This window comes from Pseudogulbenkiania sp. NH8B (assembly GCF_000283535.1).
In the GTDB taxonomy this organism is placed as follows: domain Bacteria; phylum Pseudomonadota; class Gammaproteobacteria; order Burkholderiales; family Chromobacteriaceae; genus Pseudogulbenkiania; species Pseudogulbenkiania ferrooxidans.
In genome coordinates, this window is the sequence record NC_016002.1 from 3,136,109 (window position 1) to 3,148,603 (window position 12,495).

Annotated in this window: 13 protein-coding genes; 12 read left to right on the top strand and 1 reads right to left on the bottom strand. The window is 68.7% G+C overall.

From position 1 onward, the window contains the following. The first annotated feature begins 210 nt into the window (after window positions 1–210). The 5 genes from NH8B_RS14405 to NH8B_RS14425 all read left to right on the top strand — a co-directional run bounded on the left by NH8B_RS14405 (window position 211) and on the right by NH8B_RS14425 (window position 5,395). Complete coding sequence (locus NH8B_RS14405) at window positions 211–1,461, top strand: anion transporter (protein ID WP_014087953.1); 1,251 nt, start codon at window positions 211–213, stop codon at window positions 1,459–1,461. Between the two features lie 134 nt (window positions 1,462–1,595). Beyond that, window positions 1,596–2,153, top strand: a complete 558-nt coding sequence (locus NH8B_RS14410) for a peptidylprolyl isomerase (RefSeq protein ID WP_008954315.1) — start codon at window positions 1,596–1,598, stop codon at window positions 2,151–2,153. 14 nt (window positions 2,154–2,167) lie between these two features. Continuing rightward, complete coding sequence (locus NH8B_RS14415; protein ID WP_008954314.1) at window positions 2,168–2,659, top strand: peptidylprolyl isomerase; 492 nt, start codon at window positions 2,168–2,170, stop codon at window positions 2,657–2,659. Between the two features lie 42 nt (window positions 2,660–2,701). Beyond that, window positions 2,702–3,433 carry a UDP-2,3-diacylglucosamine diphosphatase gene (locus NH8B_RS14420; protein ID WP_014087954.1) on the top strand — a complete coding sequence of 244 codons (732 nt, stop codon included), beginning with the start codon at window positions 2,702–2,704 and terminating at the stop codon, window positions 3,431–3,433. A gap of 291 nt (window positions 3,434–3,724) precedes the next feature. Further along, window positions 3,725–5,395: an L-lactate permease gene (locus tag NH8B_RS14425; protein WP_014087955.1), complete on the top strand. Its 1,671-nt coding sequence runs from the start codon at window positions 3,725–3,727 to the stop codon at window positions 5,393–5,395. A gap of 73 nt (window positions 5,396–5,468) precedes the next feature. Here NH8B_RS14425 and NH8B_RS14430 read toward each other — a convergent pair whose 3' ends face one another. After that, window positions 5,469–6,374, bottom strand: a complete 906-nt coding sequence (locus NH8B_RS14430) for a LysR family transcriptional regulator (RefSeq protein WP_014087956.1) — start codon at window positions 6,372–6,374, stop codon at window positions 5,469–5,471. Between the two features lie 153 nt (window positions 6,375–6,527). Here NH8B_RS14430 and mdcA point away from each other — a divergent pair, with 153 nt between their 5' ends. From mdcA to madM, 7 genes are all read left to right on the top strand, one after another. Further along, entirely contained in the window at window positions 6,528–8,189 is a 1,662-nt protein-coding gene (gene mdcA, locus NH8B_RS14435; RefSeq protein ID WP_014087957.1) for a malonate decarboxylase subunit alpha, read from the top strand. After that, window positions 8,189–9,082 carry a triphosphoribosyl-dephospho-CoA synthase gene (locus NH8B_RS14440; protein ID WP_014087958.1) on the top strand — a complete coding sequence of 298 codons (894 nt, stop codon included), beginning with the start codon at window positions 8,189–8,191 and terminating at the stop codon, window positions 9,080–9,082. Before mdcA ends, NH8B_RS14440 begins: the two co-directional genes overlap by 1 nt. Before the next feature lie 13 nt (window positions 9,083–9,095). Further along, window positions 9,096–9,398, top strand: a complete 303-nt coding sequence (locus NH8B_RS14445; RefSeq protein WP_014087959.1) for a malonate decarboxylase subunit delta — start codon at window positions 9,096–9,098, stop codon at window positions 9,396–9,398. Window positions 9,399–9,405: 7 nt separating this feature from the next. Beyond that, on the top strand, window positions 9,406–10,257 hold the full coding sequence (locus NH8B_RS14450) for a biotin-independent malonate decarboxylase subunit beta (RefSeq protein ID WP_014087960.1): 852 nt from the start codon (window positions 9,406–9,408) through the stop codon (window positions 10,255–10,257). Then, the gene (gene mdcE / locus NH8B_RS14455) at window positions 10,254–11,075 is read left to right on the top strand and encodes a biotin-independent malonate decarboxylase subunit gamma (RefSeq protein WP_014087961.1); all 822 of its coding nucleotides are present in this window, start codon (window positions 10,254–10,256) and stop codon (window positions 11,073–11,075) included. The genes NH8B_RS14450 and mdcE overlap by 4 nt, the downstream gene beginning before the upstream one ends. A gap of 180 nt (window positions 11,076–11,255) precedes the next feature. Beyond that, the gene (gene madL / locus NH8B_RS14460; protein WP_008954305.1) at window positions 11,256–11,648 is read left to right on the top strand and encodes a malonate transporter subunit MadL; all 393 of its coding nucleotides are present in this window, start codon (window positions 11,256–11,258) and stop codon (window positions 11,646–11,648) included. A gap of 16 nt (window positions 11,649–11,664) precedes the next feature. Further along, entirely contained in the window at window positions 11,665–12,429 is a 765-nt protein-coding gene (gene madM / locus NH8B_RS14465) for a malonate transporter subunit MadM (RefSeq protein WP_014087962.1), read from the top strand. Window positions 12,430–12,495 lie beyond the last annotated feature (66 nt).

A 12,495-nucleotide genomic window follows, 5' to 3' on the forward strand; every position in this document is an offset into this window, starting at 1 on the left:
CGACGGCCGCGGGCGGGATCGCACCACCCTTCTCGCGCGTGCCGAGGGGCGATGCCCTCCTCCTTCGGGCTCGTTGGCCTGGAGCAAACGACGCCTCGGCTGCCCGCCCGAGGTGCCCGCGCCGGCGGCAATCGCTGGCACCGGCTCGAAACCCCACCCATAATCCTGTCACCCCCCGCTAGAGGTGCCGGCCGAGGCCGCAAACGCATCATGATCACCACCATCGTCGTCATTTTTCTCATCGTCTACCTCGGGATGATTCTCGGCGGGCTGCCCTTCCTGCAACTGGACCGTACCGGGGTCGCCCTGCTCGGTGCCATCGCGTTGATCGGCGTCGGCGCGCTGAGCCTGGAGGAGGCGGTCGCCGCCGTGCACCTGCCCACCGTGATCCTGCTGTTTTCGTTTATGGTGGTGTCGGCGCAGATGCGCCTCGGCGGCTTCTACGACTGGGTGACCCACAAGCTGGCGGGGCTGGCGCTGGGTCCGGCCGGGCTGCTGGGGGTTCTGGTCGTGGTGGTGGCGGCGCTGTCGGCGGTGTTCAGCAACGACATCGTCTGCCTCGCTGTCGCCCCGGTGCTGATCGACGCCTGCCAGAAGCGCCGCCTCGCCCCGACACCCTACCTGCTGGCGCTGGCCTGTTCCGCCAACATCGGCTCCGCCGCGACGCTGATCGGCAACCCGCAGAATATGCTGATCGGCCAGACCCTGGGGTTGTCATTCGACGGTTACTTCCTCGACGCCATCCTCCCGGTGAGTGTCGGGCTGCTGGCGTGCTGGGGGCTGATCGCCTGGCAGACCCGGGGGCGCTGGACGGACGGCGCGGCGCTCCTCCCGCCCGACACCCTGCACGAGGCACGCACCGAGGCGATTGCCTTCGACGCCTGGCAGACCGGCAAGGGGCTGGCGGTGGCCGGCGCACTGCTGGTGGCGTTCCTGGTGGCGCCGTGGCCGCGCGAGCACATGGCGCTGATCGGCGCCGGGCTGCTGCTGATGAGCCGCAAGCTGCATTCGCGCAAGATGCTGGGGCTGGTGGACTGGGAGCTGCTGATCCTGTTCATGAGCCTGTTCGTGGTGAACCACGCGCTGCAGCGCACCGGGGTCACGGCGCACGCCATCGCCTTCCTCGCCGCCGCCGGCGTGCACCTGGATCAGCTGGGCTCGCTGTTCGGGGTGACCTTCTTGCTCTCCAACATCGTCTCCAACGTCCCCGCCGTGATGCTGTTGCTGCCGCTGGCCCACCATCCGATGGCCGGCACGCTGCTCGCCCTGGTCAGCACGCTGGCCGGCAACCTGCTGATCGTCGGCAGCATCGCCAACATCATCGTGGTGGACGCCGCGGCACGACGCCACATCGACATCGACTGGCGCGGCTACGCGCGCGTCGGGGTGCCGGTCACCGTGGCCACCCTGGCCATTGCCGGCGTCTACCTGGCGCTGCGCCTGCAGCAGGGCGCGGCCTAGGCCGGGCTCGCGCCGGGCCGGACGGCGGGGGCAGGCATCGGATAAGGCACGTGGTAAACTGTCAGGATCGAGGGCGCGACTCCCCCTGCATGGCGCGCCACGCAATGGCACGACTCTTCCCGGAACGGAACATCATGAAATCTCTGCTGACCTGTCTGGCCCTCGCGGCCCTGCCCTTCACCACGCTGGCGGCGCCGGTGGTGGAACTGATCACCAACAAGGGCAATATCGAGATCACGCTGGATTCGGCCAAGGCGCCGAAGACGGTCGACAACTTCGTCGCCTACGTCAAGGCCGGCCACTATAACGGCACGGTGTTCCACCGCGTGATCGATGGCTTCATGATCCAGGGCGGCGGCTTCGACGCCAAGCTGCAGCAGAAGCCGACGCGCGCGCCGATCGCCAACGAGGCCAACAACGGCCTGAAGAACGACATCGGCACCATCGCCATGGCGCGCACCAACGATCCGAACTCGGCCACCGCGCAGTTCTTCATCAACGTCGCCAACAACGACTTCCTGAATTACCAATCGCCCACGCCGCAAGGCTGGGGCTACGCCGTGTTCGGCAAAGTGAGCAAGGGCATGGATGTGGTGAACCGCATCGCCAAGACCCGCACCGGCAGCCTGAACGGCATGGGCGACGCGCCGTTCGAGCCGATCGTCATCCAGAAAGCCATCCTGAAACCCTGATTAGGACAAGACTAATGATCAAACTGACCACCACCTTCGGCGACATCGTGCTGGAACTGGACGCCGAGAAGGCGCCGATCACCGCCGCCAACTTCGAGCAGTACGTCAAGGACGGCCACTACGACGGCACCATCTTCCACCGCGTGATCAACGGCTTCATGATCCAGGGCGGCGGCTTCGACGCCGACTTCAAGCAGAAGCCGACGCGCGACACCATCAAGAACGAGGCCAACAACGGCCTGTCCAACAAGACCTACACCGTGGCCATGGCGCGCACCCCGGATCCGCACTCGGCGTCGGCGCAGTTCTTCATCAACGTGTCCGACAACGATTTCCTCGACTTCAAGTCGGAAAGCGCGCAGGGCTGGGGCTACGCCGTGTTCGGCAAGGTGGTCGAGGGCACCGACGTGGTCGACCGCATCAAGGGCGTGAAGACCGGCCGCCACGGCATGCACCAGGACGTGCCGGTGGATGCGGTGCTGATCACCAAGGCTGAAATCATCTGAGTTAGCTACTATCAGGCCGCCGCAGGGCGGCCTTTTTCGCTTATGGCCATCCATTTCATTTCCGACCTGCACCTGAGCGAGGAGGTCCCCGCGCTCAACCGGCTGTTCGCCGCCACGCTGGCGGACTGGCGCGGCAAGATCGACGCGCTCTACATTCTCGGCGACCTGTTCGAGGTGTGGGTGGGCGACGACGACCGCTCGCCGTTCATCGACGAGGCGCTGGCGCTGCTGCGCGACTTTTCCGCCGTCACGCCGCTCTACGTGCTGCGTGGCAACCGTGACTTTTTGCTGGGCGAGGGGTTTGCCCGCGCCAGCGGCGCCACGCTGCTCGAGGAGCCGGCGCTGATCGAGGCCTACGGCCGCCCTTACCTGCTGGTGCACGGCGACGCCGAGTGCAGCGACGACACGCCCTACCAGCAGTTCCGCGCCATGGTGCGCAACCCGCAGTGGCAGCAGGCGATGCTGGCGCGGCCGCTGGCCGAACGCCACGCCATCGCGCGCCAGGCGCGCGGCATGAGCGAGGCGGGCAAGGCCAGCACCGGCCTGTCGGCGATTTCCGACGTCACCGACAGCGCCATCGAGGTCCTGCTGGCGGCCCACGGCTGGCCGACGCTGATCCACGGCCACACCCACCGCCCGGCCACGCACCGGCACGGCGACGGCACGCACCAGGCCGAACGCTGGGTGATCGCGGACTGGCACGGCGAGCGCGGCGGCTACCTCAGGCTCGACGCGAGCGGCCTGTCGGCGCACCCGCTGGGTGCGGGCGGCTAGCTCCGCGGTGCGTCCCTGATCAAGAGGCCGCTCGCGACGACCTCCTCCACCCGCTCCGCCGCCCTTCCAAAGGTTGGCCGAAGCCCCGTCTGACACGGCTTCGGCCAACCTTTTTGCTGTTTTTCATGCCATTCGAGGGTAAACCCGCAAGGGCAAGCCCCAAATGACGACGCGTTCCGTCCTGATTAGAGTTCGAGCACGGTCCAGTCTTTCTGGATAACAACGCTCAAAAGGGCCAACGCCGGCGACGACCGGTGCCGCCCTCAACCAAAACAATCAGGAGAGAACATCATGTGGTCTCAGGTTTACGATCCGCTGGGCAACCCCTGGCTGTCGACTCTGTGCGCTGCGCTGCCGGTCATCGTGCTGCTCAGCGCTCTCGGCATTTTCCATATCAAGGCGCACATCGCCGCGGTGATGGGGCTGGTGGCCTCGCTGCTGGTGGCGATCGGCATTTTCGGCATGCCGGTGGACATGGCGATGAGCGCCACCTTGATGGGCGCGGCCAACGGCCTCCTGCCGATCGGCTGGATCATTCTGAACGTCATCTTCCTGTACCAGCTCACCGAGCGTAAGGGCCAGTTCACGGTGCTGCGCGAGAGCATCACCAGCGTCACCAACGACCGCCGCCTGCAGCTCTTGCTGATCGCCTTCTGCTTCGGCGCGTTCTTCGAGGGCGCCGGCGGCTTCGGCACCCCGGTGGCCGTGACCGGCGCCATGCTGATCGGTCTGGGCTTCTCACCGCTGGCCGCCTCGGGCCTGTCGCTGATCGCCAACACCGCTCCGGTGGCGTACGGCGCGCTGGGCACCCCGATCAACACCCTGGCCAAGGTGACCGGGCTCGACGTGATGTCGATCTCGTCGATGGTCGGCCGCCAGATGACCATCTTCGCCGTCATCGTGCCGTTCTGGCTGCTGATCGCCTTCTGCGGCTGGAGAAACACCCTGCGCATCTGGCCGGCTGCGCTGGTTGCCGGCCTGTCGTTCGCCATCCCGCAGTTGCTGGTATCGAACCTGATGGGGCCGGAACTGGTGGCCGTGATCGCCTCGGTATGCTCGATCACTGCACTGGTAGTATTCCTCAAGGTATGGCACCCGGAAGAGGTGTTCACCTCGACCTTCGGCACCATGGGCGGCGCCAAGGTTGCCGCCGCAGAAGCCGGCACCGCCAAGCGTGGCAGCCACGGCTACAGCGGCGGCGAAGTGCTGCGCGCCTGGCTGCCGTGGATCATCCTGTCGGTGATGGTGTTCGCCTGGGGTTCGCCGTCGGTGAAGAAGGTGCTGGACGCCATCTTCACCCTGGACATCCAGTGGCCGGGCCTGCACAACCTGGTGCAGAAGATGCCGCCGGTCGTGGCCGAGCCGCACCTGGAAGCCGCCATCTACAAGCTCAACCTGCTCTCCACCACCGGTACCGGCATCCTGGTCGCCGCGCTGCTGTCCGGCCTGTTGATGGGCTACCGTCCGAGCGAGCTGGTGAAGGTATACGGCCAGACCTTCTGGTCGCTGCGCTACTCGCTGGTCACCATCGTCGCCATGCTGGCGCTGGGCTACCTGACCCGCTTCTCCGGCGTGGACATCACGCTGGGCCTGGCGTTCTCGCACACCGGCATGTTCTACCCGTTCTTCGGCACCCTGCTGGGCTGGCTGGGCGTGGCGCTGACCGGTTCGGACACCGCCGCCAACGTGCTGTTCGGCGGTCTGCAGAAAGCCTCGGCGCAGCAGCTCGGCCTGTCGCCGGTGCTGATGGCGTCGGCCAACTCCGCCGGCGGCGTGATGGGCAAGATGATCGACGCGCAGTCCATCGTGGTTGCCTCCACCGCCACCCAGTACTACGGCAAGGAAGGCGTGATCCTGCGCTACGTGTTCCTGCACTCGCTGGCGCTGGCCGGCCTGGTGGGGCTGGTGGTGAGCGCCATGGCCTACCTGCCGCCGTTCACCCATCTGGTGCTGTGGCCGTAATTCCGGCTGCCTCACGATTGAGAAAGGCTCCCCGTCGGGAGCCTTTTTTTTGTTGCGGGTAACGCCGAGCGCTTCAGCGCCGCCCCGCCATGCGGCATTCGGCGGCCAGCGCCAACAGGTTGGGGTCGCGTTCGCGGTTCTTCGGCAACAGCAGCATGATGCGCTGGCTGATGGCGTAGCGCGCCTCGAGCGGGATCAGCTGCACCTGCGGGCTGAAATGCGCCACCCGCCCCGGCAGCAGGGCGTAGCCGATGCCGCCGCTGACCAGGTTGGTGAGCGAGAAAATGTCGCCGACGCGCATCGCGATCTCGGGCAGGAAGCCCGCCAGCTCGAAGGCGTGGCTGAAATCCTGGTAGGTGGCGAAGTCCTCGCCCAGCGACACGAATTTTTCGCCACGCAGCTCCTGCAGGTCGATGCGCTCGTGCCCGGCAAAGCGGGAGTGGAGCGGCGCGGCGAACAGGATGTCGTCGTCGAACATCGGCACCGCCACCAGCTCGCCCTGGCGCGGCGCCTCGTGCAAGGCGATGACGATGGCGTCGAGCTGGCCGTCGTCGAGCTTGTGCAAGAGCTCGCGGTTGGAGCCCAGCGTCAGGTCGACGTCGAGTTCCGGGCGGCGCGTCTTCAGCCCGACCAGGAGCTGCGGGATGGTGCGCACCGTGAGCGAATAAAGCCCGCCGATCTTGAGCCGGGTGGCGGTGAAGCCGGCCGCCTCGCGCGTCTTGCGCACGCCCTCCTCGCACTCGCGCAGCGCACGCGTGGCGTACTCGGCGAAGGTGTAGGCGGTGGCGAGCGGGATCAGCTTGCGCCCGTCGCGCTTGAACAGCGGGCAGCGCAACCCCTCCTCCAGCGAGTGCAGCGCGCGGTGCACGCTGACCGTGCTCTGCCCCAGCGCCTCGGACACGCGTGCCATGTTGCCGAGCTTCATGAAAGACAGGAACACCTCCAGCTTCTTCAGCGTGATTTCTTCGTCGATCTCCATTCCCTCCTCCGTCCGGCCACGCCGTGGCCAAGCCATGCCAGCCGCCACCCTAATTCATTAACCTTAAGTTAACAAGTGATCGTCTTGGTTGATTGAAGCGTGTTCGGGCGAGGCATAAGGTAGCCGCACGTCCAACCGATTTGCGGAGTGTCCATGCAAGCCGAGATTTCTCCCCCCGCGCAGTGGAACCGTCGGCGCGAAGAAAAGCGCCGCCGCCTGGAGCGCGTGCGCCACCTGACCGACGGCGTGGTGCTGCCAAGCGACGACATCGTCGCGGCGCTGGAAGCGCTGCTCTCTCCCGGCGACCGGGTGGTGCTGGAAGGCAACAACCAGAAGCAGGCGGATTTCCTGTCGCGCTCGCTGGCCCGCGTCGATCCGGAGCGGCTGCACGACCTGCACATGATCATGCCGAGCGTGAGCCGCGCCGAGCACCTCGACCTGTTCGAGCGCGGCATCGCCCGCAAGCTCGATTTCTCCTTCGCCGGGCCGCAGAGCCTGCGCATCAGCCAGCTGCTGGAAGACGGCCGGCTGGAAGTCGGCGCCATCCACACCTACATCGAGCTGTATTCGCGGCTGGTGGTCGATTTGATCCCCAACGTGTCGCTGGTGGCGGGCTTCATGGCCGACCGCCACGGCAACGTCTACACCGGCCCCAGCACCGAGGACACCCCGGCGCTGGTGGAGCCGACCGCCTTCAGCGACGGCATCGTCATCGTGCAGGTGAACGAACTGGTGGACGACGTCAGCGACCTGCCGCGCGTCGACATCCCGGCCTCGTGGGTGGACTTCGTGGTGGTAGCCGACAAGCCGTTCTACATCGAGCCGCTGTTCACGCGCGATCCGCGCCTGATCAAGCCGGTGCACGTGCTGATGGCGATGATGGCGATCCGCGGCATCTACGAGCGCCACAACGTGCAGTCGCTCAACCACGGCATCGGCTTCAACACCGCGGCCATCGAGCTGATCCTGCCGACCTACGGCGAGAGGCTCGGCCTCAAGGGCAAGATCTGCCGCAACTGGACGCTCAACCCGCACCCGACGCTGATCCCGGCGATCGAGACCGGCTGGGTTCAGAGCGTGCACTGCTTCGGCACCGAGCTGGGCATGGAAAACTACGTGGCGGCGCGCCCGGACGTGTTCTTCACCGGGCGCGACGGCTCGCTGCGCTCCAACCGCATGCTGTGCCAGCTGGCCGGCCAGTACGCCGTCGACCTGTTCATCGGCGCCACGCTGCAGGTGGACGGCGACGGCCACTCCTCCACCGTCACCCGTGGCCGCCTGGCGGGCTTCGGCGGCGCGCCCAACATGGGCCACGACCCGCGCGGCCGGCGCCATGCCACCCCGGCCTGGCTCGACATGACCGAGCCGGTGACGCTGCTGGAGCGCGGCAAGAAGCTGGTGGTGCAGATGGTCGAGACCTTCCAGGAGGGCGGCAAGCCGACCTTCGTCGAGCAACTGGACGCGGTCGAGGTGGCGAAGAAGAGCGGCATGCCGCTGGCCCCGGTGATGATCTACGGCGACGACGTCACCCACCTGTTGACCGAGGACGGCATCGCCTACCTCTACAAGGCGCGCTCGCTGGAGGAACGCCGCGCCATGATCGCAGCGGTGGCGGGCGTCACCAGTATCGGCCTGCGCCACGACCCGAAGCACACCGACCGGATGCGCCGCGACGGCCTGATCGCGCTGCCGGAAGACCTCGGCATCCGCCGCAGCGAGGCCAGCCGCGAGCTGTTGGCGGCCAAGAGCATCGCCGAGCTGGTGGAGTGGTCCGGCGGCCTCTACAACCCGCCGGCCAAGTTCAGGAGCTGGTGATGGACACGGCCCTGCTCACCGAACATCGCGCCACTCACCTCTGGCACGCCGGGCACGCGGCGCGGCTGGCCGAGCTGGTGGTGACGGCGCTGATCGACGAGGTCACGCTCTCACCCAAGCCGGGGCTGGTCGACGTGCGCGGACGCGGCGCGCACCGCGACCTCGACTGGGCGCTGATGTGCCGCTCGGCGCACGCGCTGCGCCCGGCCTTCCAGGCCATGGCCGAGGCCGGCGCCACGTTGGCCGAAGCCGTGACGCTGCGCGAACGCATCGGTCGGCTCGGGCGCGACGGCGAGGCGGCGATGCTCGCCGCCACCGGCGGCGTCAACACCCATCGCGGCGCGATCTGGGCGCTGGGGCTGCTGATCACCGCCGCCACGCAGGCGCCGGCGGCTTGCGCACCACAACAGGTGGCGTCACGCGCCGGCCGGCTCGCCAACACCCCTGACCGCCACGCCCCGCGCCGCACCGGGCACAAGGGCGAACGCGCCCGACTCGACTACGGCGTCGGCGGCGCACGCGGCCAGGCCGAAGCCGGCTTCCCGCACGTGGTCGAGGTGGCGCTGCCGGCCCTGTGGCGGGCTCGCGCCGCCGGCGTGGCGGAAGACGCCGCCCGCCTCGACGCGCTGCTGGCGCTGATGAGCCTGCTCGACGACACCTGCGTGCTGGCGCGCGGCGGACCGGCCGCACTCGACGCGGTGCAGGCCGGCGCGGCGCGCGTGCTCGACGCTGGCGGCAGCGCGAGCCCGGCCGGACGCCGTGCACTGATGCGGCTCGACGCCGAGCTCTTGGCGCTCAACGTCTCGCCCGGCGGCTCGGCCGACCTGTTGGCCGCCGCGCTGTTTCTCGACCGACTGAACAACGCAGCGCCGGCACCCGACGGCCGGCCCTGACAAGGAAAGCATCATGGAAAAACACCTATTCGACTACCCCGCCGGCGCCCCCGCCGCGGGCCGAGCCCTGGCCGGCGTGGTCGGTTCGGGCGACCTGGAGGTATTGCTCGAACCGCGCCCGGCGGGCTCGCTGCAGGTCAGCGTTACCACCTCGGTGAACGGCATGGGGCCGGTGTGGCAGGCCCAGCTCGACCGGCTGTTCGGCGCCCGGCTGTGGCCGGCCGCCGCGATCGAGATCAACGATTTCGGCGCCACTCCGGCGGTGGTGCGGCTGCGCCTGGAGCAGGCGTTCGAGTCACTGGACGAGCGCGAGTGAGGACGACATGACGATATCCGACCTGATTCATCGAGACAGCTTCATCGAGCGCGACGCCCGAGCGCGCGCCCGCGCCCTGCTCGACGCCGGCAGCTTCCGCGAGCTGCTGGGCCCGTTCGACCGCCTCACCTCGCCGTGGCTGGCGCGCCAGGGCATCGTCCCCCAGGCCGACGACGGCGTGGTGGTGGCCAAGGGCACGCTGGACGGCCGGCCGGCGCTGGTACTGGCGATCGAAGGCGCGTTCCAGGGCGGCAGCATGGGCGAGGTGTCCGGCGCCAAGATCGCAGGCGCGCTGGAACTGGCCGCCGAAGACAACCGCCACGGCATCCCGACCTGCGCGCTGATCCTGTTCGAGACCGGCGGGGTGCGGCTGCAGGAAGCCAACCTGGGCTTGGCCGCCATCGCCGAGATCCACGCCGCCATCGTCGAGCTGCGCCGCTACCAGCCAGTGATCGGCATCAGCGCCGGCACCGTCGGCTGCTTCGGCGGCATGAGCATCGCCGCCGCGCTGTGCAGCTACCTGCTGGTGACGCGCGAGGCGCGGCTGGGGCTGAACGGCCCGGCGGTGATCGAGCAGGAGGCCGGGGTGGAGGAGTACGACTCGCGCGACAAGCCCTTCATCTGGAGCCTGACCGGCGGCGAGCAGCGCGTCGCCACCGGGCTGGCCGACGCCTGCCTCGACGACCACGCCCCGGCGCTGCGCGCCCAGGCCATCGCCTGGCTGCACCAGGGCCAGCCGGCCGCGCCGCGCAGCCAGCGCGTGGCGCACTACCTCGCCAGGTTGGCCGAAGTCGACGCCAGCCACCAGGCCAGCGCCGAAGACGTGCGCGCCATCTACGCCCAGGGAGAGCAAGCATGAACCAACACCCCATCCAGAGCCGCGGCGCCGTCTGGCTCGCCGCGCTCACCCGCCACGCCCCCCGTGTCACCGGCTACCCGGCGGCGCTGCGGGTAGTCGATGCCGAGTTGGCCGGGCGGCCGGCACGCTATATCGCCGTGGTGCCCGACCCGGACAACCGCTTCCCGCGGGTGCGCAACGGCGAAGTCGGCCTGGAGGAAGGCTGGCAGCTGGCGCGCGCGGTGCGCGAGGTGATCGACGCCGACGCCGGCCACATCGACAAACGCGCCATCGTCGCAGTGATCGATGTCGCGAGCCAGGCCTACGGCCGGCGCGAGGAAGCCTACGGCATCCACCTGGCGCTCGCCGCCGCCGCCGATGCCTACGCCAGCGCCCGCTTGGCAGGCCACCCGGTGCTCGGACTGATCGTCGGCAAGGCCATGTCCGGGGCGTTTCTGGCCCACGGCTACCAGGCCAACCGGCTGATTGCGCTGGACGATGCCGGGGTGATGGTGCACGCCATGGGCAAGGCCGCCGCCGCGCGCGTGACGCAGCGTTCGGTGGAGGAGCTGGAAAGGTTGGCCGAAAGCGTGCCGCCGATGGCCTACGACATCGCCAACTTCGCTTCGCTCGGCCTGTTGTGGCGCCTGCTGCGTGTGGAGAACGCCGCCGCGCCCGGCAGCGCCGACCTCGATATGGTCGAGAGCGCGCTGTCCGCCGCGCTGGCCGACATCGCCGCCGAGCCGTCGCGCGGGCTCGCCGGCCGTCTCGGCGCCGCGCCGCGCCAGGCCTCGCTCACGGTGCGCGAGCGCCTGCGCGCGCAGTGGAACGTCGCCTGACACCGGAACATCCACCATTGACGTGAGTCAGGGCGCCCCGGCGGCGCCCGCACCCGGAGGAGATCGTCCCCAACCAGTTGATTCATTGCATCATGTCGTATCCGCCGTACCCTGAAGCCGTACCCAGACAAAACAAAAACCAGGCAGTTGCAACATCCATCTACATAAGGAGATTCAACCATGGTCATTTACGGTACCGCCCTACTTGCACTCTGCCACCTGGCAGGCCTGTTCTTCGGCGATCTGCTCGGCAGCGCGATTGGCGTCAAGGCCAACGTCGGCGGCGTCGGCATCGCCATGCTGCTGTTGATCAGCTCGCGGCTGTGGCTGCACAAGCGCGGCCTGCTGCCCAAGGAAACCGAAGCCGGCGTCGGCTTCTGGGGCGCCATGTACATCCCGGTGGTGGTGGCGATGGCCGCCCAGCAGAACGTGGTGACCGCCCTGCGCGGCGGCCCGGTCGCGCTGCTCGCCGCCATCGGCGCGGTGCTGGTCTGCGCCTGCTGCATCGCCGCCATCAACCGCCTGGGACAGCACGAGCCGCTCCCGGCCGCCACCCAAGACCAGATTGCCTGAACAGGAGAGTCCCGCCATGTTGTCCATGCTCGAAAAAATGCTGCATCACAACGGACTGGTCGCCGCCTTCGCCCTGGTCGGCATCATCATGGGCCTGTCGGCCTGGCTGTCGCGCCGCCTGACCTTCGGCCGCGTGCACGGTTCCGCCATCGCCATCATGATCGGCCTGGTGCTCGCCTACTACGGCGGCGTGCTCACCGGCGGTGAGAAAGGCCTGGCCGACCTGCCCTTGCTGGGCGGCATCGGCCTGATGGGCGGTGCCATGCTGCGCGACTTCGCCATCGTCGCCACCGCCTTCGAAGTGCAGGTCACCGAGGCGCGCAAGGCCGGCCTGATCGGCGCCGTCTCGCTGCTCTTGGGCACCGTGCTGCCGTTCATCGTCGGCGCCGGCCTGGCCTACGCCTTCGGCTACACCGACCCGGTCAGCATGGCCACCATCGGCGCCGGCGCGGTGACCTACATCGTCGGCCCGGTGACCGGCGCGGCGCTCGGTGCCAGCTCGGACGTGATCGCGCTGAGCATCGCCACCGGCCTGATCAAGGCCATCATCGTGATGGTCGGCACGCCGTTCGCCGCCGGCTTCCTCGGGCTCAACAACCCGCGCGCCGCGATGGTGTTCGGCGGCCTGGCCGGCACGGTGAGCGGCGTCTCGGCCGGGCTTGCCGCCACCGACCGCCGCCTGGTGCCGTACGGCGCGCTGGTCGCCACCTTCCACACCGGCCTGGGCTGCCTGCTCGGCCCCTCGGTGCTGTTCCTCGCCACCAAGGCGGTGGTGGGCTGACCCGGCATCCTCCTGCCGTCACGCCGGCCCGGCCGGTACGGCGGCACGAGTTTGGCGCCCCGCGGG